The organism is Methyloceanibacter superfactus (assembly GCF_001723305.1).
Taxonomy (GTDB): domain Bacteria; phylum Pseudomonadota; class Alphaproteobacteria; order Rhizobiales; family Methyloligellaceae; genus Methyloceanibacter; species Methyloceanibacter superfactus.
Genome location: NZ_LPWF01000027.1, coordinates 133,780 through 159,070 on the forward strand (window position 1 = coordinate 133,780; position 25,291 = coordinate 159,070).

At 65.0% G+C, this 25,291-nt stretch carries 23 protein-coding genes and 5 pseudogenes; 14 read left to right on the plus strand and 14 right to left on the minus strand.

Translation table 11 applies throughout. The annotated features are described in order from the left end of the window. Nucleotides 1-428: 428 nt before the first annotated feature. The 7 genes and pseudogenes from AUC69_RS10420 to aat form a co-directional block, all read left to right on the plus strand. Nucleotides 429-1,496 (plus strand): annotated as a pseudogene (locus tag AUC69_RS10420) (M48 family metalloprotease); the annotation flags it as partial. Then, nucleotides 1,453-1,617 (plus strand): hypothetical protein, encoded by a 165-nt coding sequence (locus tag AUC69_RS17495; RefSeq protein WP_158008083.1) that lies wholly within the window; start codon nucleotides 1,453-1,455, stop codon nucleotides 1,615-1,617. The pseudogene AUC69_RS10420 and the gene AUC69_RS17495, both read left to right, overlap by 44 nt. A 124-nt stretch (nucleotides 1,618-1,741) precedes the next feature. Further along, complete coding sequence (locus tag AUC69_RS10425) at nucleotides 1,742-2,443, plus strand: DsbA family protein (protein ID WP_083239323.1); 702 nt, start codon at nucleotides 1,742-1,744, stop codon at nucleotides 2,441-2,443. A 160-nt stretch (nucleotides 2,444-2,603) separates the two neighbouring features. Beyond that, a complete protein-coding gene (aroQ, locus tag AUC69_RS10430) occupies nucleotides 2,604-3,056 on the plus strand; it encodes a type II 3-dehydroquinate dehydratase (protein ID WP_069442098.1) in 453 nt (150 codons plus the stop codon). A gap of 20 nt (nucleotides 3,057-3,076) precedes the next feature. Further along, nucleotides 3,077-3,553: an acetyl-CoA carboxylase biotin carboxyl carrier protein gene (accB, locus tag AUC69_RS10435; protein ID WP_069442099.1), complete on the plus strand. Its 477-nt coding sequence runs from the start codon at nucleotides 3,077-3,079 to the stop codon at nucleotides 3,551-3,553. 7 nt (nucleotides 3,554-3,560) lie between these two features. Then, nucleotides 3,561-4,916, plus strand: a complete 1,356-nt coding sequence (gene accC / locus AUC69_RS10440) for an acetyl-CoA carboxylase biotin carboxylase subunit (protein ID WP_069442100.1) — start codon at nucleotides 3,561-3,563, stop codon at nucleotides 4,914-4,916. 6 nt (nucleotides 4,917-4,922) lie between these two features. Continuing rightward, nucleotides 4,923-5,720: a leucyl/phenylalanyl-tRNA--protein transferase gene (aat, locus tag AUC69_RS10445; protein ID WP_083239324.1), complete on the plus strand. Its 798-nt coding sequence runs from the start codon at nucleotides 4,923-4,925 to the stop codon at nucleotides 5,718-5,720. 49 nt (nucleotides 5,721-5,769) lie between these two features. Here the strand turns inward: aat and AUC69_RS19760 are convergent. The 5 genes and pseudogenes from AUC69_RS19760 to AUC69_RS10465 all read right to left on the minus strand — a co-directional run. Then, nucleotides 5,770-6,258: pseudogene (locus tag AUC69_RS19760) on the minus strand (DUF2155 domain-containing protein); the annotation flags it as partial. Continuing rightward, nucleotides 6,221-6,502, minus strand: coding sequence for a hypothetical protein (locus AUC69_RS18550; protein WP_244500206.1), 282 nt, complete (start codon nucleotides 6,500-6,502; stop codon nucleotides 6,221-6,223). The gene AUC69_RS18550 and the pseudogene AUC69_RS19760, both read right to left, overlap by 38 nt. A 138-nt stretch (nucleotides 6,503-6,640) precedes the next feature. After that, nucleotides 6,641-7,003 carry a class I SAM-dependent methyltransferase gene (locus AUC69_RS18555; protein WP_244500207.1) on the minus strand — a complete coding sequence of 121 codons (363 nt, stop codon included), beginning with the start codon at nucleotides 7,001-7,003 and terminating at the stop codon, nucleotides 6,641-6,643. Continuing rightward, nucleotides 7,000-7,377, minus strand: coding sequence for an NADH:ubiquinone oxidoreductase subunit NDUFA12 (locus AUC69_RS10460; RefSeq protein ID WP_069442102.1), 378 nt, complete (start codon nucleotides 7,375-7,377; stop codon nucleotides 7,000-7,002). The genes AUC69_RS18555 and AUC69_RS10460 overlap by 4 nt, the downstream gene beginning before the upstream one ends. 117 nt (nucleotides 7,378-7,494) lie before the next feature. Beyond that, a complete protein-coding gene (locus tag AUC69_RS10465) occupies nucleotides 7,495-8,091 on the minus strand; it encodes a response regulator (protein WP_069442103.1) in 597 nt (198 codons plus the stop codon). 435 nt (nucleotides 8,092-8,526) lie between these two features. Here AUC69_RS10465 and AUC69_RS10470 point away from each other — a divergent pair. After that, a pseudogene (locus AUC69_RS10470) lies at nucleotides 8,527-12,228 on the plus strand (vitamin B12-dependent ribonucleotide reductase). A 43-nt stretch (nucleotides 12,229-12,271) separates the two neighbouring features. Continuing rightward, nucleotides 12,272-12,478 (plus strand): hypothetical protein, encoded by a 207-nt coding sequence (locus AUC69_RS10475; RefSeq protein WP_069442104.1) that lies wholly within the window; start codon nucleotides 12,272-12,274, stop codon nucleotides 12,476-12,478. 43 nt (nucleotides 12,479-12,521) lie between these two features. On the opposite strand, the gene AUC69_RS10480 is transcribed toward AUC69_RS10475, so the two are convergent. After that, on the minus strand, nucleotides 12,522-12,722 hold the full coding sequence (locus AUC69_RS10480) for a hypothetical protein (protein ID WP_069442105.1): 201 nt from the start codon (nucleotides 12,720-12,722) through the stop codon (nucleotides 12,522-12,524). A gap of 138 nt (nucleotides 12,723-12,860) precedes the next feature. On the opposite strand from AUC69_RS10480, the pseudogene AUC69_RS10485 reads away from it, so the two are divergent. Further along, nucleotides 12,861-13,115, plus strand: a pseudogene (locus tag AUC69_RS10485) (BLUF domain-containing protein); the annotation flags it as partial. A 67-nt stretch (nucleotides 13,116-13,182) separates the two neighbouring features. Here the strand turns inward: AUC69_RS10485 and AUC69_RS10490 are convergent. After that, a pseudogene (locus AUC69_RS10490) lies at nucleotides 13,183-13,958 on the minus strand (competence/damage-inducible protein A). A gap of 106 nt (nucleotides 13,959-14,064) precedes the next feature. On the opposite strand from AUC69_RS10490, the gene sfsA reads away from it, so the two are divergent. From sfsA to radC, 3 genes are read left to right on the plus strand one after another with little or no spacing between them, the layout of a single operon-like run. Beyond that, entirely contained in the window at nucleotides 14,065-14,832 is a 768-nt protein-coding gene (gene sfsA, locus AUC69_RS10495; RefSeq protein ID WP_069442144.1) for a DNA/RNA nuclease SfsA, read from the plus strand. 27 nt (nucleotides 14,833-14,859) lie between these two features. Then, a complete protein-coding gene (gene map, locus AUC69_RS10500) occupies nucleotides 14,860-15,681 on the plus strand; it encodes a type I methionyl aminopeptidase (protein ID WP_069442107.1) in 822 nt (273 codons plus the stop codon). Nucleotides 15,682-15,698: 17 nt separating this feature from the next. After that, nucleotides 15,699-16,385: a RadC family protein gene (gene radC, locus AUC69_RS10505; protein ID WP_069442108.1), complete on the plus strand. Its 687-nt coding sequence runs from the start codon at nucleotides 15,699-15,701 to the stop codon at nucleotides 16,383-16,385. A 20-nt stretch (nucleotides 16,386-16,405) separates the two neighbouring features. Here radC and AUC69_RS10510 read toward each other — a convergent pair whose 3' ends face one another. The 3 genes from AUC69_RS10510 to AUC69_RS10525 form a co-directional block, all read right to left on the minus strand. Continuing rightward, on the minus strand, nucleotides 16,406-17,050 hold the full coding sequence (locus tag AUC69_RS10510) for a DsbA family protein (protein ID WP_083239327.1): 645 nt from the start codon (nucleotides 17,048-17,050) through the stop codon (nucleotides 16,406-16,408). Between the two features lie 27 nt (nucleotides 17,051-17,077). Beyond that, on the minus strand, nucleotides 17,078-18,316 hold the full coding sequence (locus AUC69_RS10520; protein WP_069442111.1) for a beta-ketoacyl-[acyl-carrier-protein] synthase family protein: 1,239 nt from the start codon (nucleotides 18,314-18,316) through the stop codon (nucleotides 17,078-17,080). Between the two features lie 65 nt (nucleotides 18,317-18,381). Continuing rightward, nucleotides 18,382-18,651, minus strand: a complete 270-nt coding sequence (locus AUC69_RS10525) for an acyl carrier protein (protein ID WP_069442112.1) — start codon at nucleotides 18,649-18,651, stop codon at nucleotides 18,382-18,384. Between the two features lie 356 nt (nucleotides 18,652-19,007). Here AUC69_RS10525 and AUC69_RS10530 point away from each other — a divergent pair, with 356 nt between their 5' ends. Further along, nucleotides 19,008-20,735 carry a long-chain-fatty-acid--CoA ligase gene (locus AUC69_RS10530; protein WP_069442113.1) on the plus strand — a complete coding sequence of 576 codons (1,728 nt, stop codon included), beginning with the start codon at nucleotides 19,008-19,010 and terminating at the stop codon, nucleotides 20,733-20,735. 131 nt (nucleotides 20,736-20,866) lie between these two features. Here AUC69_RS10530 and AUC69_RS10535 read toward each other — a convergent pair whose 3' ends face one another. From AUC69_RS10535 to AUC69_RS10545, 4 genes are all read right to left on the minus strand, one after another. Next, nucleotides 20,867-21,820, minus strand: coding sequence for a DUF2147 domain-containing protein (locus AUC69_RS10535; protein WP_069442114.1), 954 nt, complete (start codon nucleotides 21,818-21,820; stop codon nucleotides 20,867-20,869). Between the two features lie 115 nt (nucleotides 21,821-21,935). Continuing rightward, on the minus strand, nucleotides 21,936-22,619 hold the full coding sequence (locus tag AUC69_RS19380; protein WP_342018570.1) for a thiolase family protein: 684 nt from the start codon (nucleotides 22,617-22,619) through the stop codon (nucleotides 21,936-21,938). Continuing rightward, a complete protein-coding gene (locus AUC69_RS19385) occupies nucleotides 22,532-23,248 on the minus strand; it encodes a thiolase family protein (protein ID WP_342018571.1) in 717 nt (238 codons plus the stop codon). Before AUC69_RS19385 ends, AUC69_RS19380 begins: the two co-directional genes overlap by 88 nt. A gap of 31 nt (nucleotides 23,249-23,279) precedes the next feature. Next, nucleotides 23,280-25,277, minus strand: coding sequence for a 3-hydroxyacyl-CoA dehydrogenase NAD-binding domain-containing protein (locus tag AUC69_RS10545; protein ID WP_069442115.1), 1,998 nt, complete (start codon nucleotides 25,275-25,277; stop codon nucleotides 23,280-23,282). Nucleotides 25,278-25,291: the final 14 nt, after the last annotated feature.

Genomic DNA, 25,291 nt, shown 5'->3' on the forward strand with positions numbered 1-25,291 from the left:
TCAGGTTTCCTCGCGCATTGTTGATCACCTCCGCCGGCGTGCTGTCACGTTGTCGCCTCAATCAAAGTCAATCAAATCCGCTTGCAAACCAATGCTTGGCAACGGCGGGGGCCGGAAGCGGCGTGCCAACGTAACGCCCATCGACGGCGGAAGAAAACAGGCGCCTTTGCCCGCTCCGTTCAAGCCTATACGATCAGACCGCACCATGCCTGCCTTGGCTCAATCCCGACCCGAAAGAGTGCCGCTGCGACTTCGCGCGGGGCTTGTGGCCGGGCTGATCGGCGGCCTCATGGCGTCGACCACCGCGGACGCGCCGGCATCATCCGCGACGCGGAAACCGAAGCGCTGATCCGCGACTACGCCAAGCCCATCTTCCGCGCCGCCGGGCTCGGCTCGCAGAACATCCAGATCCATATCGTCACGACCGCGCCTTCAACGCCTTCGTGGTGGACGGCCACAACATGTTCATGCATGCGGGCACGTTGATGGAAGCCAAGACTCCGAACCAAGTCATCGGCGTCATCGCCCATGAATCCGGCCATATTACCGGCGGCCATCTGGCCCGGCTCCGCAGTCAGGTCTCGAAGGCAAAATCAGCGGCGCTCATGCTCCAGCTTCTCGGCCTTGCCGCCATGGCCGGCGGCGCCATCGCGGGCGCCCCGGAAATGGGACAGGTGGGCATGGGAGCGGCGTTCGGCGGCCAGGACGCGGCGATGCGCAGCGTGCTCGCCTACCGCCAGACAGAGGAGTCCTCGGCCGACCAGGCGGCCATGACCTTCCTGAACGCCACCAAGCAGTCGGGCCGCGGCATGCTGGAGACCTTCGACGTCCTGGCCGACAAGCTGCGGGGCTTACGCGGCATCAACCCGTATCTGATGACCCATCCGCTGCCCCAGGTGCGCATCACCCAGCTCCAGGCGCTCGTGACCGCGAGCCCCTATTACGCGAACACCGATCCGCCGGAGCTCCAATTCCGCCACGACCTGGTGCGGGCCAAGCTCGCGGGCTTTCTCGACAAGCCCGAGATCGCCTTCAATCGCTACCCGGAGACCGATACATCGCTGGCCAGCGTCTATGCGCGGGCCATCGCCACCTATCGCCAGTCCGGGGTGAAGGCCGCCATGCCCCTGCTCGACCAACTCATCGCCGCGCAGCCCAATTGGCCGTATTTCTATGAGACCAAGGGACAGTTCCTGTTCGAGAGCGGCAACGGGGCGGCCGCCATCCCGCCATTGCGCAAGGCGGTCGAGCTCGCGCCCAACGAGGCGCTGATCCGCATCATGCTGGGCCAAGCGCTGCTGGGCACCAACGACCCGAAATATCTGGACGAGGCCATCCGCAATCTGCGCACGGCGCTGGCGAGCGAGCGGACATCGGCGATGGGCTACCGGCAGATCGCCTCGCTATGCGCGCAAGCCGAGCAGGCCCAAGCCTCGGGCGCAAGAAGAATTCATGGCGCAAGCATCGCTTGCATCGGCGGAAGCCTATTTCTATGAAGGGCGCCTAGCGCTTGCCAAGGTGCAAGCCAAGCGCGCCAAAGAAGGCCTGATCAACGGCACGCCCAACTGGATCAGGGCCGACGATATCCTCGCCTTCCAAGTGCCCCGCAGTAACTGACTCTAGCTCCCGGAGATCTGAGCATGACCCCTAAGACTGGCCTCGCCACCGCCTTGGTGGCCGCCGTCGTGGCCGCCATCGTCAGCGCCGCCACGATCCTCGTCATCTCGCGCGCGCGCCCGGCGTGGTCGACGCCCCCGCCGCCAAGCTCGGGGAGAAGCAGGTCGTCGAGATCGTCCGCAACTATCTCACCAAGAATCCCGAGATCCTCGTGGAGATGACCACGGAGCTCGATCGGCGCCAGCAGGATGAGCAGGCCGCGCAACAGAGCAAAGCCATCAGCGAGAATGCCGACGCGCTGTTCCGCTCGAGCAAGTCCTTCTCCGCCGGAAACCCCGACGGCGACGTCACGGTGGTCGAGTTCTTCGATTACAATTGCGGCTACTGCCGCCGCGCCATGCCCGAGGTCGTCAAACTGATCGATAACGACGACAAGGTGAAACTCGTGCTCAAGGAGCTGCCGATCTTCGGCGACGATTCCGAGGCCGCGGCCAAGGGCGCGCTCGCCGCGCACAAGCAGGGCAAATATTTCGAGATGCACCAGAAGCTGTTTTCGCAGCCGGGCAAGGCCAACAAGGACAAAGTGCTGCGGATCGCCAACGAGCTTGGTCTCGACGTGCCGCAGCTCGAGGCGGACATGGAGAGCGAAGAAGTCGCGGAGGAGCTTGCCGAAGCGCGCGGCCTGGCCCAGCAGCTCGGCCTGCAAGGCACGCCCCTCTACCTGATCGGCGACCGCATTATCCCGGGCGCGCCCGACGATCTCTACGACCAGCTCGTGGAAAAGGTGACGGAAGTCCGCGAGAAGGGCTGCGAGGCCACCTGCTGAGGGCTCAGCGTTAACGAGCCCTCCGCCTATTCAGGCCGTTAGCGACCGCTAGCGGCTTTTGCCGAACGGCATAAAAGCTGATAAAGGGGCCCGTTTCCCGTGCCGCGGCCTGGCGCTATTGCCGGTCCCGGCCTCTAAAGACAGGCACCCCGCACCGGCCATGGCCAAACCGCTCTACGTCCTGAACGGCCCCAATCTCAACCTGCTTGGGACCCGCGAACCGGAGGTCTACGGCCACGAGACGCTGGACGACCTGCGTCAAAGGTGCGAGCGGAAGGCGGCGAGCCTTGGGCTTTCGGTGGTGTTCCGGCAGAGCAATGTCGAGGGGGAGCTGGTGAACTGGATTCAGGAGGCGCGGACGGACGCATCGGGCGTGATCGTCAACGCGGGCGCCTTCACCCACACCTCCATCGCCATGCTCGACGCGCTTCTGGCCTGTCCGGTGCCCACCGTTGAGGTGCATCTATCGAATATCTTCACCCGCGAGCCGTTTCGCCACCGGTCCTACATCTCCAAGGCCGCCAAGGGCGTGATCTGCGGTTTCGGGGGTTTGGGCTACGAGCTTGCGATCGAGGCGCTGGCCAACACGATCGCTCCCGGCAAAGCCGGCTGACGGGGCAGGAAAGGACACCGATGACCAAGGACGGGAGTACCCTCGACAAAGATCTCATCCGAGAGCTCGCCGAGCTTCTCGAAGAGACCGGACTCACGGAGATCGAAATCGAGCTCGAGGGACGCCGCTTCAGGGTCGCCCGTGGTGTCAATCTCACCACGACGCTGACCACGAACGGACAGGGCATTTCTGCGCCGCCGCAGGAGCATCACGAGCCCAAGACGCGCGCCTCGCAGTCCGAGGAGGTCGGCGTCCAACCCGGATCCGTCACCTCGCCCATGGTCGGCACCGCCTATCGCTCTCCAGAGCCCGGCGCGCCGCCTTTCGTCGAAATCGGCACGAGGGTGGCCGCGGGCCAAACCCTGCTGATCATCGAAGCCATGAAAACCATGAACCAGATCCCCTCGCCCAAGGCCGGTGTCGTCGTCGCTATTCTCATCGAGGATGGCCAGCCGGTGGAATATGGCGAGCCGCTGGTCGTGATCGAGCAGCGCTAGCCACGCGATGTTCGACAAGATCCTGATCGCCAACCGAGGAGAGATCGCGCTCCGTATCGAACGGGCCTGCAAGGAGCTCGGCATCGCCACGGTCGCCGTTCACTCGACCGCCGACGCCCACGCCATGCATGTCCGGCTCGCCGACGAGAGCGTGTGCATCGGGGCGCCGCCGGCCAAGGACAGCTATCTCAACATTCCGGCCATCGTCGCCGCCTGCGAGATCACCGGCGCCGACGCGGTGCATCCGGGCTACGGCTTCCTGGCGGAGAACGCCCGCTTCGCGGAAATTCTCGAAGAGCACAAGATCACCTTCATCGGCCCGAGCGCCGAGCATGTCCGGCTGATGGGCGACAAGATCAAGGCCAAGGAGACGGCGAAGTCGCTTGGCATCCCCGTGGTGCCCGGCTCCGACGGTCCCATCAAGACCATCGCCGAGGCCAAGGAGATCGCCGCGGGGATCGGCTTTCCGATCATGGTCAAGGCGTCAGCCGGCGGCGGCGGGCGCGGCATGAAGCTCGCCATGTTCGAGGACGAGCTCGAGCCCGCCCTGTCGGCGGCGCGCAACGAGGCGCGAGCGCCTTTCGGCGACGACACCGTCTATCTGGAAAAATATCTTGGCCGTCCCCGGCATATCGAGGTGCAGGTGCTGGCCGATGGTAACGGCAACGCCATCCATCTCGGCGAGCGCGACTGCTCGCTGCAGCGGCGCCACCAGAAGCTCTGGGAGGAAGCCCCCTCGCCCGCGCTCAACGAGAGCGAGCGCGTGCGCATCGGCGAGATCGTGGCGGTGGCCATGCGCAAACTGAAATATCGCGGCGTCGGCACGGTGGAGTTCCTTTACGAGAACGGCGAATTCTATTTCATCGAGATGAACACGCGGCTCCAGGTCGAGCATACCGTCACCGAGGAGATCACCGGACTCGACCTCGTGATCGAGCAGATTCGCATCGCCGCAGGCGCGCCGTTGTCGCTGCGCCAAGAGGATGTGCGCTTCAACGGCCACGCCATCGAGGTCCGCATCAACGCGGAGAATTCCCACACCTTCAGGCCGTCGCCGGGGACGATCACTCATTTCCACCCGCCGGGCGGACTTGGCGTTCGGGTCGATTCAGGCGCATATGCCGGCTACACGATTCCGCCCTTTTATGACAGTCTGATCGGCAAGCTCATCGTGCATGCCCGCACGCGCAACGAATGTTTGATGCGGCTGAAGCGGGCGCTGGGAGAATTCGTCGTCGATGGTATCGAGACCACCATTCCCCTGTTCAGCGCGCTCATCGCCGAACCGGACATCGTCGACGGCAATTACGATATCCATTGGCTCGAGGACCATCTGTCGCCGAATACCGAGCGGCCCGGGTAGGCTGCCATGACGTCCATCGACGACGTGATGATCGAGATCACGCCGCAGGTGCTGCTCAAGGCTTATGCCTGCGGCATCTTCCCGATGGCGGAGAGTGCCGAGGACAACGCCCTTTATTGGATCGAGCCGGAGCGCCGGGGCATCTTGCCCTTGGACCGGGTGCATGTGCCGAAGAGCCTGGCGCGCACCATCCGCCGGGGCGGCTTCGAGGTCAAAGTCGACAACGACTTCGAGGCGGTGATTGAAGGCTGCGCGGCGCCACGCGCCGGCCGTCGCAGCACATGGATCAACGGGCGCATCCGTCACCTTTATCGCGAGCTGTTCGCGATGGGCCACTGCCACACGGTCGAGGTCTGGCGGGACGGCGCGCTGGTGGGCGGGCTCTACGGCGTCCATCTCGGACGCGCCTTCTTCGGCGAGAGCATGTTCTCCAGGGAACGCGACGCGAGCAAGATCGCGCTCGTCTATCTCATCGCCAGACTAAAATACGGCGGCTTCACCCTGCTCGACACCCAGTTCGTTACCGGCCACCTCGCCCGCTTCGGTGCGATCGAGGTCAGCCGTCAGGTGTTTCAGCGCCTCCTGGAGGAAGCGTTGGGCACGAGCCAAGGCAGCGTGTCGGACGGCGCCTCGGCGGCGGGCGGCGGCGTGGGCGCGTGCGTGGTGCCGCGGCGGCGGCCGGTGGCGGCGCTGGCGCGGGCGCCGGCTCGGCCTCGGCCGCGGCTTCGGCCGGGACCTCCTCCGCCGGCGCATTCTCGGCGCTCTCCGGCGGCTTGGCGCCTTCCGGCGTCTTGCAGCTCGTGAGCCAGACGTCGAAGACCGGATGCTCCACGGCGTGAAGCCCGGGGCTCTCGGCGAACATCCAGCCGGTGAAGATGCGCTGCTCCTCGCCCGTCAGCTTGATCTCGTCGACCTCGACGAATGAAGCGGTATGGGGCTGCTCCGTGGGCGGACGCGAGTCGCAGACGCGCGGGGTGACCTTCAGGGCGCCGAACTCGACCGTCTGATCGATGGGCACTTCGAGATGGGAGATGCGGCCCGTCACCTTGTCGAGGGCGGCGAACACGGCAATCGGGTTCTTGATCGTCTCGGCCTGGGCCAGCCCCGTCGGCATGGCGGCAAAGAGGCCCGCCACGGCGAGCGCCGTCACAGCGCGCGATCCATGGTTCGGTCGATCGGCTAAAATTCTCATCCGTCGCATCATGATGCCGCACACCTCTTCGCCGCGTCCGCCGGTGCGCTCCTTTAGCATGAAAAGGCCTCGTCGATCATTGGGGCAACCATGAGGCAGCACGGGTCCCGGCTCAAGCATGGCGCTCGGCGCTGAATCTGAGCCTGACATGGTCCGCCGTCCATTTGCCTTGGCTATCGCAGAGAGACGGCCGCAGAAGCTCCAGCGCGTCGGTGAGCGCCGCGGTCCGGTCCGGCTCGGGAAACTGATCGAAGAAGGACCGGCCAAAGGTCCTGAGCCAACCCTCCATGCCCGTCCGCAACGGGGTCGGCCGCGGCACGAGCGCGATGTCATGCACGTTGAAGCCGTTCTTGGCCAGGAGCTGGTGTATTCCTCGACGGTGGGAAAGAACCACGGCGCCACATGCGCCGGATCGCCCCGCGCATCTTGCCCACGGCCCGCATGGCCGTGGCGATGGCCGCAACATTGCCGTGGCCGCCGAGCTCACCGACGAAGCGGCCGCGGGGCTTGAGGGCCCGGGCGACGCCGGCGATCACCAGGTCGGGGGCGCGCATCCAATGCAGCGCGGCGTGGAGAACACCGCATCGAACTCATGGACGAAATCGAGCTCATGGCCGTCCGATTTGCGGACGGTGAGACCCTTCATGCGCGCCACGGCGAGGAGCTCGTCGCTGAGATCGACGCCGAGCACGTCGGCGCCGGCCGCCTTGATCTCCGCCGTCAACGTGCCGTCGCCGCAGCCGAGATCCAAAATGCGCTCGCCCGGCTTCGGCGCCAGCATGGCGAAGACAGGCCCCGCCAGCTCCTGCACGAAGCGGCCGTTCTTGGCATAGTCGGACGCCGACCAGCGCTGCACCGCCTGGGGCGGTGCTTCCTTCGTTGGCGCATCCGTCATTTGGGCTGCCACGGCTCATAGTCCCGGGGCGGCTGCTTCACCTGCGGGCGCAACGTCGAGCCAGGCGGCCGGTAGGCCTCATAGGTGCCGGTCATGTTCGGACGATGGGCCTTCTGCCAGGGCCGCGGCGTGTAGTCTTCCTCGGTGGGCGGCACGTCAACGGTGTGATGCAGCCATCCATGCCACTCGGGCGGGACCTGTGAGGGCTCCCACACGGTGCGATAGATCACCCAGCGGCGCGTTCCGTCGCGCTCGCGGTAATAGACGTTGCCGAGGCCGTCCTCGCCCACGCGAACGCCCTTGCGCCAGGTGAAGAGGCGCGTGCCGATGGTGTTGCCCTTCCACCAGGCAAACAGTTCACTGAAAAGAGCCATGGAATTTAGCGTCAGCCGCCTATGGAGCGTAAGCGGGGACTATGACCTCTTGCCCGGGCTTCTGTCCAGCGGCGCAAAGACGCTTCCGGCGATGGAAGTCCGGCGGCGAAGACGGCTCTAGTTCTGAGCGGCCCGCATCCGCAAGGCGTAGGGCGCATCGCCCGCGCCGTCCGTCTGGCCGATGGCGAGCGGCAGGCTGGCCGGCCCCGGGGTCGGCACGTAACTCGGCCGCGGAAAGCTGAGCGACAGGCGCTCTTCCATGCCCGCTACCACATAGATGTCGCCGTCACGCTCGAAGGGGCGGTCGTCGTTGAGCAGCCAATCGAGGCGGCGGTACAGAGTCGAGGCCGAGGTCGGCAGCACCAGGACCTGATGAGCCCCTGCCCTGAGCGCCTCTTCGACCAGGCTCGGCCTGGCATGGGCGCTCATGATCATGGCGGGCACGAAACAGAGCGGCCCAGCGTCCACATGGCGCATGGCCCTGACCAACTCCGAACCGGAGATCGGCTGCATATGCGCAGCGGCGATGACGAGATCAGGCGGGTCGCAGGCCATGGTCTCGAAGGCCTCGTTGGCGTTCTCATAAGTGTCGATCCGCCCCGTGCCGATGGCCGCGAGCATCGCCCGCATCATGGACCGCATGGGCCGGCGATTATCGATGACAGAGACCACAAGCTGTTCGAGGTCCCGACCGAGAGCGCGATGATGCAACATTGAATCAAACTCGAATCTTGCCGACGGGGCTTTCACGTGTAGCGAAGAAATTACTGACGTTCTCGTAAACAGACAGTGAAGGCCCGGTGAGGGTCGGCAGCGAAGGTGACCCTTTCGGGGCGGTTCAGAGGCCGACCGCTGCGCCATTTTCCCGCCGGGTCCGAGTTTTTCCAAGCGGCGCCCACGGCCGCAGGCCGCGCGACGGCTGCTCGGCCGCGAAGCGCCAAAAGCCCCCATTTTCAGGCCTTCGCGTCCCCGGCGTTGAAAGTTGCCCACCACCTTTCCACATACTATTCCTGCACTCGCACACAGGGTTTAGTGGTAGAGTAACTTTTGGTCGCTAGATATTGATTGCGGCGATTGATGCAGCGAGAGAATCGCACCAGTCTCGAAGGTCGCACAGGATGCAGATTTTGACTGGGGGATGTGAGCAAGATGCGGATTCAAAGACGATTTACTGAGCCAGGACGGTCACCTTACGAGCGATTTCGTTCCGCGAGAGCGGCAGCGAAATTCGCAATCCGGACGGCTCTGTCGTCTTCGCGCTGGAGCGCTTTTCCGTGCCAGCCCATTGGAGCCAGGTCGCGGCCGACATCCTTGCCCAGAAATACTTCCGCAAGGCCGGCGTGCCCGCATTCTCCAAGCGGGTCGAGGAGAATTCGGTGCCGTCATGGCTGTGGCGCTCGGTGCCCGACACTGAGGCGCTCGAGGCGCTGCCCGAGGCCGAACGCTTCGGCAGCGAGACCGACGCGCGGCAGGTGTTCGACCGGCTGGCCGGGACCTGGACCTATTGGGGCTGGAAGGGCGGCTATTTCACCACCGAGGATGACGCGTCGGCCTTCTTCGACGAGCTCCGCCACATGCTGGCAAAACAGATGGGCGCGCCGAACAGCCCGCAATGGTTCAACACCGGCCTCTACTGGGCCTATGGCATCGATGGCCCGAGCCAAGGTCATTACTATGTCGACCACGCCACGGGCCTGCTGAAGGCCTCGGAGTCGGCCTACGAGCATCCCCAGCCGCATGCCTGCTTCATCCAGTCGATCGAGGACGATCTCGTCAACGAGAACGGCATCATGGATCTGTGGGTGCGCGAGGCGCGCTTGTTCAAATACGGCTCCGGCACGGGCACCAATTTCTCGCGGCTGCGCGGCGAGCATGAGCCGCTGTCGGGCGGCGGCAAGTCCTCCGGCCTGATGAGCTTCCTCAAGATCGGCGACCGGGCCGCCGGCGCCATCAAGTCGGGCGGCACGACGCGGCGCGCCGCCAAGATGGTCGTGGTCGACATCGATCATCCCGACATCGAGAGCTACATCAACTGGAAGGTCACCGAGGAGCAGAAGGTCGCGGCGCTAGTTACCGGCTCCAAGGTTCTGTCCGAGCGGCTCAACGCCATCCTCAGGTCTTGCGTCAATTGCGACGGCGACGGCGACGACTGCTTCGACCCGAAGCGCAACCCGGCGCTCAAACGCGAGGTCAAGGCGGCGCGCAAGGCCAAGGTGCCCGACAACCTGATCCGCCGGGTCATGCAGTTCGCCCGCCAGGGCTACACCTCGATGCAGTTCCAGACCTACGACACGGACTGGGACTCCGAGGCCTACCGGACGGTCTCCGGTCAGAACTCAAACAACTCCGTGCGGGTCACCGACGGCTTCCTCGAGGCGGTCGAGGCCGACGGCGACTGGAACTTGACCTTCCGCAAGAACGGCGCCGTGGCCAAGACGTGAAGGCGCGCGAGCTGTGGGAGCAGGTCGGCTATGCCGCCTGGTCCTGTGCAGATCCGGGCATCCAGTTTCACACCACCATCAACGACTGGCATACCTGCCCGGCGGCGGGCGAGATCAAAGCATCGAACCCGTGCTCGGAATATATGTTCCTCGACGACACCGCCTGCAATCTCGCCTCGCTCAATCTGATGCAGTTCCGCAACGCGGATGGCAGCTTCGACGTCGAGAGCTACGAGCATGCCATCAGGCTGTGGACCGTGGTGCTGGAGATCGCGGTGACCATGGCGCAGTTCCCGTCGCGCCAGATCGCCCAGCTCTCCTACGAGTACCGGACCCTCGGCCTGGGCTACGCCAATATCGGCGGCCTGCTCATGGCGTCGGGCATTCCCTACGACTCGGACGAAGGCAGGGCGATGGCCGGCGCGCTGACCGCCATCATGACCGGCGTCTCTTATGCCACGAGCGCGGAGATGGCCCGCGAGCTCGGCCCCTTCCCTGGCTACGACGCCAACCGGGACGCCATGCTCAAGGTCATCCGCAATCATGCGCGCGCCTCGCGCGGCGAGCGGGACGGCTATGAGGAGCTGGCCACGGCGCCGGTGCCGCTCGACCATGCCTCCTGCCCCGAGCCGCGTCTGCTGGCGCACGCCATGCGGGCCTGGGACCTGGCACTCGATCTCGGGCGCGACTATGGCTATCGCAACGCGCAAGCCACGGTGATCGCCCCGACCGGCACGATCGGTCTGGTGATGGACTGCGACACCACCGGCATCGAGCCGGACTTCGCGCTGGTGAAGTTCAAGAAGCTGGCCGGCGGCGGCTATTTCAAGATCATCAACCGCATGGTGCCGGAGGCGCTGCGGGTGCTCGGCTACGACGAGGCCGCCACCAAGCGCATCATCGACTATGCGGTGGGCCGGGGCACGCTCAAGGGCGCACCGGGCGTCAACCACGAGACGCTGGCTGCCAAGGGCTTCACGCCCGAGAAGATCGCGGCGATCGAGAAGGACGCGGTGTCGGCCTTCGACATCAAGTTCGTGTTCAACAAATGGACGCTCGGCGAGGCCTTCTGCACCGAGGTGCTGGGGCTCGAGGCGCAGCGGCTCGATCAGCCCGACTTCGACCTCCTGGCGGAGATCGGCTTCTCCAAGGCCGATATCGAGGCGGCCAACGAGTATGCCTGCGGGGCGATGACCCTCGAAGGCGCGCCGGGGCTCGACCCCGCGCACCTGCCGGTGTTCGATTGCGCCAGCCCTTGCGGCCGCAAGGGCAAGCGCTATCTGTCGGTGGAAAGCCATATCCGCATGATGGCGGCGGCGCAGCCGTTCATCTCGGGGGCCATCTCCAAGACCATCAACATGTCGAACGACTCGACGGTCGAGGACTGCAAGGAGGCCTATCTCCTCTCCTGGCGGCTCGGCCTGAAAGCCAATGCGCTCTACCGCGACGGCTCGAAGCTATCGCAGCCACTCAACGCTCAGCTCCTCGCCGACGACGAGGACGAGCAGGACGAGGTGCTGGCGGCGGTCGCTTCGGATCAGCCGCAGGTGCAGCGCGCCACGGTGTTCGCCGAGCGAATCGTCGAGCGGGTGATCGAGCGGGTCAGGGCCACGGCCGAGCGTGAGAGGCTGCCCCACCGGCGCAAGGGCTATACTCAAAAGGCCGTGGTCGGCGGTCATAAGGTATACTTAAGAACTGGTGAGTATGAAGACGGCCGGTTGGGTGAGATCTTCATCGACATGCACAAGGAAGGCGCCGCCTTCCGCTCGCTCATGAACAACTTTGCGATCGCGGTGTCCGTCGGTTTGCAGTACGGCGTCCCGCTGGAAGAGTTCGTTGATGCCTTCACGTTCACGCGTTTCGAGCCTGCCGGTCCGGTGCGCGGGAACGAAGCCATCAAGAACGCCACCTCGATCCTTGACTACCTGTTCAGAGAGCTTGCAGTTTCTTATCTTGGGCGGTACGAGCTTGCACATGTTGATCCAAGCGAGATCGGCAGCACAACCCTCGGCTCGGGGGACGCAGGCGAAAGCAGGCGTTTCACCGAAGCTCTCGTTTCACCTGGCTTCACCCGTGGTCGCCTCAGTGAGCGGAACTTTCTTACGCCGAGTAAAGCGCAGGGCACTGGCAATCCCGCACGGGCGTACAGGCGCAAGCCGACGACGACCCGCTTGAGAACGCCACAAGCCTTGCCGCCGCGTCCACTCAACCCCCTTCATCGGAGACGGTCGAGCATGTTGCCCTTGCCGTCGAAGCGCTCGCCGAGCGCGGCACGTCAGTTCTTGTCGCCGAAGCGCGCGTTAAGGGTTATGAAGGGGAAGCGTGTGGAGAATGCGGTAACTTTACCCTCGTACGAAACGGCACCTGTCTCAAGTGCGACACGTGCGGATCGACGAGCGGTTGTAGTTAGAGTGTGAACTGATCAGCCAGCCACCCGATAGGAGGGATGTACTATGGCAGTAGCGAAGAAGAAGCCGGCCGCCAAGAAGGCCCCGGCCCGTAAGTCCGCAGCGAAGAAGAAGGCTCCGGCCCGCAAGTCCGCAGCGAAGAAGAAGACCGTGCGGAAGACCGCCGCCGCGAAGAAGCCGGCCGTGCGGAAGACCGCCGCGGCGAAGAAGAAGAAGGCTCCGGCTCGCAAGAAGGCTGCGAAGAAGAAGTAGTTTCTCAAGAGGCGCGGGGATCGCGAGATCCCCGCGCCTTTTGTCATTTTATGACGTAAAAACAATAGCTTGCCGAGACGCCCTGGACCCGCTCCGGGGCTTTTGTTTTGTTTGGCGCAAAGAGTCTGTGAAGCTCGTCCGTGCGTTTCCATTGCGCGCCCTTCGCGGCAAAGACTGCCGGCGCGACCGCATCGCGCCGACGCCCGGCGACGATGCCGCCGCTCTTGGAAGAGGTGACGATCATGGGATTGCTTCGTCTCGCATATGTTAGTCAGTCGCGTCTCGCTGGCGATCCTGATGAGCGCGCGCACATCGCCGACATCCTGTTGTCCTCGCGGCGGAACAACGAAGAGGAGAACATCACCGGCGCCTTCTCGCCACCGACAACTGTTTCGCCCAGGTGCTCGAAGGCGGGCGGCAGGCGGTCGAGGCGACCTTCGAGCGAATCAGTCACGACCCGAGGCACCAGGACATCGCCCTTCTGCTGAGCGAGCCCATCGCCGAGCGGCAATTTCCACAGTGGTCGATGGCCTATATCGGGCCCTCGCAATCGGCGGCCGATGCGGTGGCGCGGGTGACGCGGGACGTCGAGACCTCGGAGGCCGGCGAGGCCGCGCGCGCGCTCGTCACCTTCTGAGCAGCTGCTCGAGGAGTGCCCCGGCGGTGGGACGTCCGCACCGTGAGACGCCTCGAGGGCCAGCGGCCTAGCCTCCGCCTTCATCGGCCGCGCCGGCGCTGAAGCCTTCCCGCGCGATCAGATTCCAAAGCGCGGCAAGCGCCGATTCGAGCATGGCCTCGTCCGCGCCGCGCAATACCACATAGGTGCCGATCCTGTTCCGCTCGAAGAAGGATAGGAGCCCATCTGCACCTCCGGATGCGCCGCCTGGAGGGCCGCGAGCGGCGGCGCCAGATCGCCCTCGGGCGCATCGACGCGCACCGAGCGGGCCTGCATGGGCCGGCCCTTGGCCAAGCGCGGCATGACCTCGTCCAGCATCACCTGCATGATCCGCGGCACCCCGGCCATGACGATGACGTTCTCCATCCTGTAGCCCGGCGCCCGGGACACGGCGTTGTGGATCAGCTCGGCGCCCTCGGGGATGCGCGCCATCCTGAGGCGCGCCGGGGTGAGGTCGCCTTCAGCGTAATGCTGGCGCATGGCGGCCACCGCCTCGTCGTGCACCGAGACGCCGACCGCGAAGGCCTTGGCGATGGCGTCGGTGGTCACGTCGTCATGGGTCGGGCCGATGCCTCCGGTGGTGAACACATAGGCGAAGCGGCGACGGAGATCGTTGACCGCGGCGGCGATCACCGCCTCGTCGTCGGCCACCACGCGAACCTCCCGGAGCGCGATGCCCACGCGGGTCAGATAGGCGGCGATATAGGCGGTGTTCTCGTCGCGGGTGCGACCCGACAGGATCTCCTCGCCAATCACAAGCAGGGCGGCGGTGACGATGTCCGGGCTTTGGGTGTCGTCGCTCATGGCTTCTCTTCTACCCGAGTTTTCTCGGACCCGGGGGAATTCGGGGGCAAGTCCGCCTGCCGCCTTGCCGGGCCGCGGCAGGCTTCCTAGGTTGTTGGCCATGCTCATGCGCTTTCCCTCAGGCCTGATCGAGGGCCGGCTGGTGCGGCGCTACAAGCGCTTCCTCGCTGATGTGGAGCTCGAAGCCGGCGAGACGGTCACCGCCCATTGCGCCAATCCAGGCTCCATGCTCGGCCTCGCGGCGCCCGGCTCGCGGGTCTGGCTGTCGCGCTCGACGAATCCCAAACGCAAGCTCGGCTTCTCCTGGGAGTTGATCGAAGTCGATCTCGGCCGCGGGCCGGCGCTCGTCGGCATCAACACGTCGAGCCCCAACGCGGCAGTGTCGGCGGCAATCCGGAGCGGTCTCATCCCGGCGCTCCAGGGCTATGCGAACATCCGCCGCGAGGTGCGCTACGCCGGCAATTGCCGCATCGATCTTCTTCTCGAGGACCCCGCGCGGCCGCCCTGCTATGTGGAGGTCAAGAACGTGCATCTGATGCGGCACGCAGGGCTCGCGGAATTTCCCGACTCGGTCACCGCGCGCGGCGCCAAGCATCTCAAGGCGCTCGCCGATATGGCTGCGACGGGCGCGCGTGCGGTGATGGTGTATTTCGTGCAGCGGGGCGATGCCGACCGCTTCACCCTCGCCCACGATATCGATCCCGCCTATGCGGCCGCCTTCGAGGCCGCCCGTGCAAGCGGTGTCGAGGCCATCGCCGTCGCTTCCGAGGTGACGCTGGAAGGCCTAGCCCTGCCGCGCGCCATCCCGTTTAAGGTTTCATTCGACGCGGAAGAGACGCACGCCTTGAACGGAAGCAGATTTCCTCCTAAGTGACGGCAAGTCCCCCTATAATCGGTTCCCATGTCCAATCTCGAATTTGCCCGCGCCCAAGCGCGCGATACCAAGATCAAGCTGCACGGACCCGAAGCCTTCGCCGGCATGGCGAAGGCCGGCCGGCTCGTGGCCGAGGCGCTCGACGTCATGGCCGAGCATGTCAGGCCCGGCGTCACCACCGACGAGCTCGACGCCATCGCGTTCGACTTCGCTATGGCCCATGACGCGATCCCGGCGCCCCTGAACTATCGCGGCTTCCCCAAGTCGATATGCACCTCGCTGAACCATGTGGTCTGCCACGGCATCCCGGGTCCGCGCGGACTTCGCGAGGGCGACGTTCTCAATATCGACATCACCCTGATCGTCGACGGCTGGCATGGGGATTCGAGCCGCATGTATCCGGTGGGCGAAATCTCACGCGCGGCGGAGCGTCTGCTCGAGGTCACCCATAACGCGCTGATGCGCGGCGTGGCCGCGGTGCGTCCGGGCGCCACCACGGGCGATATCGGCCATGCCATCCAGGTCTATGCCGAAAGCGAGCGCTGCAGCGTGGTGCGCGACTTCTGCGGCCATGGCCTGGGGCGCGTCTTCCACGACCGCCCCAACATTCTCCATTACGGCGAGCCCGGCGAAGGCCTGCCGCTGAAGCCCGGCATGCTGTTCACCATCGAGCCGATGATCAATCTCGGCAAACCCCATGTGAAGATCCTGTCCGACGGCTGGACCGCCGTGACCCGCGACCGCTCGCTGTCGGCACAGTTCGAGCACACGGTCGGCGTCACCGAGACGGGATGCGAGGTGTTCACCTTCTCACCAAAGGGCCTGGACCGGCCTCCCGCCGCGTCCTAACCACCAGCGAAGGCCACATGGGCTTCAAGGACGTCGCCAAGCCGCATTATCTCGGCCATCGCGAACGGCTCCGGAAGCGCTTCCGCGACGGCGGGCCGGACGCCCTGCCCGATTACGAGCTGTTGGAGCTTGTCCTCTTCCGCGCCATGCCGCGCCGCGACACCAAGCCCCTCGCCAAGGCGATCCTCGCCCGCTTCGGCACCTTCGCCGAGGCGATGAACGCACCGGAAGATCTTCTGCTGGAGGTGCCGGGGCTCGGCGAGGCGGCCGCCACCGAGATCAAGCTGATCCGCGCTGCCGCCTTGCGTCTCATGCAGGGCGAGGTGCTGGAGCGGCCGGTCCTGTCCTCCTGGCAGCAGGTGCTCGACTATTGCCGCGCCGCCATGGGCTTCGAGGCCAAGGAGCAGTTCCGCATCCTGTTTCTCGACAAGCGCAACCAGATGATCGCCGACGAGGTGCAGCAGCAAGGCACGGTCGATCACACGCCAGTCTATGTGCGCGAGGTGGTCAAGCGGGCGCTGGAGCTGTCAGCCACCGCCATCGTGCTGGTGCATAACCACCCGTCCGGCGACCCGACGCCTCGCCGTGCCGATATCGAGATGACCAAGCAAATTGTCGACGCGGCAAAGCCCCTGGGTGTCGTCATCCACGACCACATCATTGTCGGCAAGCAGGGCCATGCCAGCTTTCGGGGCCTGGTTTAATCTAGGGAGGCGCCGCACTTTTAGCAGGCGGCGCGGCAGCCATTCTGGCGCACATCGGCCACGCGGGCCGTCAGGGCGGCGTAGAAATCCCCGTCCCCTTCCGACACCACCTGGTCGCCGACAAGATAGAAGGGCACGCCGCGCACCCCAAGCGCATCGGCCAGCCGCGTATTGGCGAGCAGCGTGGCGGTGATCGCCGGATCGTTCATGTCGTCTTTGAGGCGGTCCGTGTCGAGGCCCATCGCGGCGGCGGCGGCGAGCGCCCGGGCCTCCGTCACGCGGCCGCGCGAGGCGATGAGCCGCCGGTAAAGAGTCAGATATTCGCCCTGGTTCTTGGCGGCGAGCGCCAATCGTGCCGCAGCCTCCGAGTCCGGCCCCAGAACCGGGAGCTCCTTCAGCACCACACGGAGATTTGGATCCGCGGCCATGAGCTTCTTCAGCGCGGGCACGTCCTTGCGGCAATAGGGGCAGTTATAGTCGAAGAAGGCGACGACGCTGACATCGCCTTGCGGATTGCCGGCGACCGCGTCGAGCGCGCGCGAAAGACCTCGTCGGCATGAGCGGCCACCGCCTGCTCGCTGCGGACGATGCGCGTGCCCCGCTCGAGCGCGTAATAGCCGACGGCCAAGGCCGTGAGCCCTAGGGCCAAGAACAGGCCAAGCGATCGCTTCATCAGAAGGATAGGACGGCCCTCAAGCCGGCGGCGGGCCGAACACCAGAACCGCGTTGAGGCCGCCGAAGGCGAACGAGTTCGACATGGCGTAATTGACCTCGCGGGCCTTGCCGGTATTCGCCGTGTAGTCCAGGTCGCATTCCGGATCCGGCTCGTCGAGACCGGCCGTGGGCGGCACGTAATTCTCGCCGATGGCCTTGATGGCGGCCACCGCTTCGATGCCGCCACCCGCGCCGAGACAATGGCCGTGCATCGACTTGGTCGAGGAGATGGACAGCTTGTTGGCGGCGTTGCCGAACACACGCTTGATGGCGCGGGTCTCGTTTATGTCGTTGACCATGGTCCCGGTGCCGTGGGCATTGATGTAGTCGATATCGGACGGCGCCAGGCCGCTGTCGTCGAGCGCCTGCTGCATGGCGGTCGACGCGCCGTCGATGGACGGGTTGACCATGTCGGCCGCGTCGGCGGTCATGCCATAGCCCATGAGCTCGGCGAGGATCGGCGCGCCGCGATCCTTGGCGCGCTCATATTCCTCGAGCATGAGAATGCCCGCGCCTTCGGCCAGAACCGTGCCGTTGCGCTTCTTGGCAAAAGGCCAAAGTCCGTCGGGGCTCAGCACGCGCATGGCCTGCCAGGCGCGCGTGGCGCCCCAGTTCAGCGAGGCTTCCGCCGCGCCGGCAAGCCCCACGTCGACGAGGCCTTCGCGAATCATGCGATAGGTCATGCCGATGGAATGGGTCGCCGTGGCGCAGGCGCTGACCAAGCCGAAGGTCGGGCCCTTGATGCCGTACTCGATGCTGACATGGGCGCTCGCGGACGAGCCGATGGCCTTCAGCAGGGTGAGCGGATGGGTCGCCCGCTTATTCTCCTTGAACAGCATCTTGTAGGAGAATTCGAGCGTCGTCAGACCGCCGACGCCGGAGCCTATGATGCAGGCGGCGCGGTAGCTGTCTGAGTCCTTGATCGGATATTCCAGTTTCGCCTGGGTGACGGCTTCATGCGCCGCGCAACCCGCGTACTGGGAATATTTGTCGGCCAGGAGCAGCTGCTTGCTTTGCAAGCGCTCGCGCGGATCGAAATCCGGCACCTCGCCGGCGATCGTGATGTACAGGTCCTCGGTGTCGAAGCTCTGGACCTCGCGGATGCCGCAGTCGCTGCGTTGCATCGCGGCCCAGAACTTGTCCACGCCCGTGCCCAAAGGAGTGACGACGCCCTGGCCAGTGACCACGACGCGCCTGCGTCCATTCGTCTGTGTCATGTAGTGTTAAGCCGTAACTCCAAGCCTGGTCGACGTCCCGGGAAGGACCCGAGCGGACGGCTGGTTCAAGCTGCTGCGCCCGAGGCCTTCGATTCGGCGATGATCCCCTTCACGCGATCGACCACAGAGCCGACCGTCGCGAACGCTTCCACTTCTTCGTTCGCATTATAGGGGATTTCGATACCGAAAGTATCCTCAATATCGAACACGATCACCGCGAGATCGAGGGATTCAATCTCAAGCTCGCTCAACGGGGTTTCGAGCGCAACGGCTTTGGATGGATCCTTCATGTTCTTACGTAGAATCTCGATGATCTTGGTGGCCACCTCGTCCATATCGCTCTCCCTGCCCCGTTAAGGGGTCCGTGTCTAATGGTCCCTGGCTAAAACATAGCTAATCCGAGGGCAAGTCAGGCATTGGAATAGACTTAAAAACTGGTCGAGTCTACCCGTGCCCAGCCCGCTCGAATGCCCTGACTATACGCTCTAATCGCTAACAAAATTGGCGTTTTTGCGCCTGACCTCGCCATGGTTTCAGCATATTCCGCCGGAGGACTCATTCCTCCAACAGCACTGTTTATCAACCCCGTGCTACAATAATAGTAGATCAACGGGCTTGCGGCCAATTGCCTCCCGTCACTTGGGGCCTCGCCCGTTAAGCAACGGTAAAGCAACAAAAAAACCGAAATTCGATGGTGAGCAAGGCGAATCCGGCACCTTTGGACGCCGCCCAAGGCGCAGTCAAGCGACCCTGGCTCACTGGCTACCCGCAAGATGTCGCCTGGGATTCGGTCTTCCCGCCGAAGCTCGTGAGCACCGTGCTGGACGAGGCGGTGGCGGATTTCGGCGACCGGCCATGCACCTATTTTCTGGGGAAACGGCTCAGCTACGCCGAGATTGGCGCCCTCTCCGACCGGGCTGCCAAGGGCCTGCGGGCGCTGGGCGTGGGCGAAGGGGTCAAGGTGGGCCTGCTCCTGCCCAACTCCCCGACCTTCGTCATCTTCTATTTCGGGGTGCTCAAGGCCGGCGGAACGGTGGTCAATTTCAACCCGCTCTACAGCCTCGAGGAGATCGAGTTCCAGATCCGCGACAGCGAAACCAAGATCATGGTGACGCTCGATCTCAAGATCCTGTTCGACAAGGTCGAGGCCATGCTGACGCGCGGCGCGCTGGAAGGGGCCGTGGTGGAGAGCTTCGCCTCGCTGCTGCCGACGCTGAAATCGGTAGGGCTGAAACTGACCAAGCGCGCCCAGCTCGCCAAGCTGGGCGCGTCCCCCATGAAGCGGTCCATCGTGCGGGCGGCCGACCTGCTCGCTAATGACGGCCGCTATCAACCGCCGGTGATCACGCCCGACGCCATCGCCGTGCTGCAATATACTGGCGGCACCACCGGCACGCCCAAGGGCGCCATGCTGACCCACGCCAACATTGCCATCAACGTGGCGCAGGTGAAGGCTTGGCGGAACCAGCCGCCGGAGCAGCCCGACCGCATTCTCGGCGTGCTGCCGCTGTTCCACGTCTTCGCCATGACCACGGTGATGAATTTCGGCCTGTCGAGCGGCATGGAGATGATCCTGCTGCCGAAGTTCGAGCTGATCCCGACGCTCAAGCTGATCGCCAAATTGCGGCCGACGATGATGCCGGGCGTGCCGACCCTGTTCGGCGCCATGCTGCGCCATCCGACCATCAAGACCTTCGACCTCACCTCGCTCGACTATTGCATCTCGGGCGGAGCGGCCTTGCCCATCGAGGTGAAGCGCGGCTTCGAGGCGCTGGCCGGCTGCAACGTGGTGGAAGGCTACGGGCTCAGCGAGACCTCGCCGGTGGCCACCTGCAATCCGATGAATTCGCCGCAAGAGGGCTCGATCGGGCTGCCGCTGCCGGCCACGGAGATCAGCATCCGCTCGCTCGAGGATCCCGCCGTCGAGATGGACAGCGGCGAGGCCGGTGAGATCTGCATCGCCGGACCCCAGGTCATGACCGGCTATTGGAAGCAGCCGGCCGAGACGGAGTCCGCCTTCGTCGGACGGTTCTTCCGCACCGGCGACGTGGGCTACATGAACGAGGACGGCTACGTGTTCATCGTCGACCGCATCAAGGACATGATCAACGCGGCCGGGTTCAAGGTCTATCCGCGGCGGATCGAGGATGCGCTGCACGAGCACGAGGCCGTCGCCGAGGTTTGCGTGGTGGGAATACCGGACGATTATCGCGGCGAGGCGCCAAAGGCCTATGTGCGGCTCAAGGCGGGCTCGCACACGACCGCGGCCGAGTTGTTCGCGTTCCTCCGGCCTAAGCTGTCAAAGCTCGAGCTGCCGGCGGCCATCGAGTTCCGCGACGAGTTGCCGAAGACGATGATCGGCAAGCTGTCCAAGAAGGCACTGCGCGCGCAAGCGAAACCCTCAGCCGAACAAACCTAGCGAAGAGACCTCTCGTAGAGATCTAAGCGGAAGCCCGAGAAGGCGCCTAACGGGCTCCGGGGCCTAGTTCTGCCAGGGAAGCAGCCCTTGGTTCTGCCTCTGGCGCCGCAGGAGCCGCCTCTGGCGGCGCGTCAACTGCGCCTCTTCGGCGAAGTTCGTCTCCGCGGTCTCCGTGTCGGCGCGGCAACATCGGCCGCCGAAGGGTCGGCCGATTCATCGGCCGGCAGAGCTGCGGCGCTTGCCGCCGGGGCAGTCTGGCTTGGCCGCGGCGTAGCCGAAGCGGTCGCCTGCATGGTCTGGGGCTTCGGCGCCGGAGCGGCGGCTGTGGTTGTTGGCGCGGCGGCCTTGGCCACCGGCTCGGCTTCGGCCGCGATCGGCGCGGTCATGGCGAACATGCTGGGCACATTCTCGCCGGAAAGCTCGACGGGGGTCTGGGCCGTCGCCGAGGTGTTGAGGAAACGGTAGCCAGGACGCGTGTCGTGCTCGACGGCGGGCGTCAGCATCTCATCGTCGGAGAGCTTGGACTTCTCCGCAGCCGCGGGCTGCACGGTAGCCTGAGGCGCGGCCTCGGGCTCGGCCTTGGCCTCGATTTGCGGCTCGGGCGCGGGCTCCGGCTTCGGCAGCGTCGTCCGCAGCCAAGTCCGCTCGCCGCAGAGCAGCCAGGCCTTGCAGCCCTTGAGGTTGATCTGATTGCGCGACACGAGCGTCAGCGTGGCGGAGTAGGTGTTGCCGTCCTCGGGATTATAGATGTTGCCCTTCCAGACATTCGGGCCGGCCGGGGCCAGACCGGTGATGATCGGCAGGCCGAGGATCGGGCGGTCGCGCATCGACGGGTTCTCGTTCCGCACGTCGTGCAGCGGGCGTCCCTTGGAATCGTTCGGGTTCTGCAGCCAGACGATCTTGGCGCAGAGATAGCGTTGACCGGAGCCGCAGCGGTAAAGCTGGATCTTGCCTGGGCGCTCGCCCTGATCGGCTTTGCGCCAAATACCCGTGGGATCAGCGGAAGCCGCCTGAACGTGACCGGTGGGTACGAGGACAGTGGCGATCAGAAGTCCCGTCGCCGCAGTGAGAGCATGATGCTTCATAAGCACCTCCGTCTTGGTCGGGCCGCGGGCGAAACCCCCGCCCCGGCGATATCTCTTTTGCCCCCTGTCCTGCCGGGCCTCGTTGGGCCCAAGTCCCTTTCCCTCGGCTGAGCACTTATGCCGTGCCCATTTCCTCGGGAGCCGTTTTGGCGGGCGTCTGCGTCTTGACCCCTTCAAGGATCGCCGCGACGCCCATTCCACCGGCCGTACAGACCGAAATCAACCCTCTCTGACCGCCCCTATCATGCAGGAGTTTGGCCAGAACTGCCAAGATGCGTGCGCCCGTGGCGGCAAACGGATGGCCGAAAGCAATCGAGGACCCCATCACGTTGAGCCTGGTTTGGTTAATAGCGCCTAAAGGCGCGTCCCGCCCGAGCCGTTCCCGGCAGTAAACCTCTGATTCCCACGCCTTCAAAGTGGCCAAGACCTGCGCCGCAAAGGCTTCATGAACCTCATAATAATCAAAGTCTTGAAGCGCAAGGCCGGCTTGGTCGAGCAAATCGCTGACCGCAACCGTCGGCGCCATCAGAAGTCCCTCACCGTGGACATAATCTACGGCAGAAGTGCGACCCAAAGTTAAATATGCCTGAACCGGAATTCCGCGCTTTTCCGCCCATTCCTCAGAGCTAAGCAGGATTGTCGCGGCCCCGTCGGTTAACGGCGTGGAGTTGGCGGCGGTGATGGTTCCGCCCACCTTGTCGAAGACCGGCTTCAACTCGGCCATCTTCTCCAGGGAAATATCCTCGCGGACATTGTTGTCGCGGAACACGCCGGCGCACGGGACGACCAGATCGTCCATGAAGCTTCGTCATAGGCCGCGGCCGCCTTTTTGTGGCTCTCATAGGCCAGAAGATCCTGGGCCTCGCGGGTGATGCCCCATTCCTTGGCCATCAGTTCGCAATGCTCGCCCATGCCGAGCCCGGTGCGCGGCTCGCGCGTGTCGGGCGGCACCGGCGCCATCTCGCCCGGCGCCAGGCCTTTGAAAGCGGAGAATTTCTGCCCCAGGCTGCGGGCGCGGGACATCTTCACCAGGCGCTGGGCGAATTTCCGCTGAAACACGATGGGCGCGTCGCTGGTCGTGTCGGAGCCCATGGCGATGCCCGAATCGATCTGGCCGGTGGCGATCTTGGCGGCGAGGCTGAGCGCGCCTTGCAGGCTCGTGCCGCAGGCCTGCATCATGGTGATGCCGGGCGTGGTGGGCGCGAGCGGGCTGCCGATCACCGCCTCGCGGGCGAGGTTCCAGTCCTTGGCGTGGGTGACCACGGCGCCACCGACCACCTCGTCGATATGCGCATCCTGGAGCGCGAATTTCTCGGCGAGCCCGCCGAGCGCCACCGTCAGCATGTCGAGATTGGACAGCTCGGCATAGGCCGTGTGCGACCGGCAAAATGGGATTCGCATCCCGCCCAGCACTGCAACCCGCCGCATCCCCGCTTCCTTCATCAATGGTCCTCTCGGCTTACGCCGCTTCCTTGTCCGATGTGTTGGCTGCCTCGCTGCGGCGATAATGCAGCGGCCCGCCGCGGAAGGGCGCGAAGCCCGTACCGAAAATCACGCCAGCGTCGACATGATCGGCGCTCTCCACCACGCCGTCGGCGAGCGCGCGATCCGCCTCGTCTAGCAGCGGCTTGATGAGCTCGCGGCCAAGGCGCTGAAGCTCGGCCGCGCTATACTCGGCCTCCTCGCGTTTCGGCTTGCCGTCGACCCAGACGTAGAATCCTTCGCCCGTCTTCTTGCCGAGCTTGCCCTGCTTCACCAGCGTCGCGAGCACGTTGTCCGTCTTGCCGGCGCTGCTGGGGGAGATGTCGAGCTCCTCGCCAACCTTGTTGCAGATGTCGAGGCCGACCATGTCCATGAGCTCCATCGGCCCCATCGGCATGCCGAATTTCAACGCTGCCTGATCGATCTTCTCGCGCGGCTGGCCGTCCTGATAGAGGCGCACGGCCTCCATCATGTATGGCGCGAGCACGCGGTTGACGAGGAAGCCTGGGCAGCTCTTGGTGATCAGGGGCAGCTTGTTGATGGCGGTGACGAAGGCGCAAGCCTTGTCCACCTCCTCCTCGCGTGTACCCTCGCCGCGCACCACCTCGACCAACGGCAATTGCGCTACGGGATTGAAGAAGTGCAAGCCGACCAGGCGTCCGGGATCGGCGAGCGGCTTGGCGATGTCCTCGAGTCTCAGCGACGAGGTATTGGTCGCCAGCACGGCGCCCGCCTTGGCCTTCTTTTCCAGCTCGGCGAACAGGGTCTGTTTCACGTCGAGCTTCTCGACGATCGCCTCGATGATCACGTCGGCATGCTTGATGTGCTTGCCTTCGGGATCGGCGATGAGACGGGCGACGGCCGAGTCGATCGCGGTCTTGCCGCGCAGGCGCTTCTTGAACAGGCCTTTGGCGCGCTTCAGCGCCTTGCCGATCTGCGCCTCATCGAGATCCTGCAGGCTCGCCTGCATGCCGGAGACGACGCACCAGGCGGCGATGTCGGCGCCCATGGTGCCGGCGCCAATGACATGAACCTTGCGCGGCTTGAAGCCGTCCTTCGGCGCTGAATCCTTCAACATCTCCGACAGCGCGAACACGCGGCGCAAGTTTCGCGACGTCTCGCTCGCCATCAGCGGCGCGAACATCTCGGTCTCGGCGCGCTTCATGCGGACCGGGTCGTCGCCATAGCGCTCGAACAGATCGATCAGGCGGAAGGGTGCGGGATAATGCTCCTCGCGCACCTTGGCCGCCGTCTTGGCGCGCATCTGCTTGGCCAGGAGCCCGCGCGCCGGCTGCCTCAGCATCAGCTTCTTCCACCAGGACGCGCCCTTGGAGCGGCGCTTTTGCAAAACCGCTTTCCGCGCGGCCCATCTCAGATTATGGCGCGTCGGCACGAGCTGATCGACGAAGCCCATGGCGCGCGCAGCACCCGGCCGCAGCATCTTGCCCGTGAGCATGGCGGTCATGGCGTCCAGCGGACCGGCGGCGGCAAGGGATCGCACGGTGCCGTGCAGACCCGGGAAGATGCCGAGCTTGACCTCGGGGAAGCCGAGCCTGGTCCCCTCCTCGCGGTCGGCGATGCGCCAGTCGCACGCGAGCACCAGCTCCAGCCCGCCGCCGAGGCAATAGCCGTGAATGGCGGCGACCACGGGAACCGGCAGCCGCTCGATCCGGTCGAGCAGCGCCAAGGTCTCCTTGACGACCTCCTTGATCTTCTCCTCGGTGTCGAAGCCCTCGAACTCGCGGATGTCGGCGCCGGCAACGAAGCTCGACTCCTTGCCGCTCATCAAAACGAGACCCTTGATCTCGCCGGCTTTCGCGTCCTCCACCGCCTTGACGATGCGGTCGAGCTCCTCGGTCGGGCGGCGGCCGAGCGAGTTCATGCTCTCGCCTTCGCGGTCGAACACCGCCCAGGCAATGCCCTCGAAGTCGACAGTGAAAGTCCAGTCCTTAAGATCGGGAAGCGTGGTCGGCATGATCGCTCTTTGAC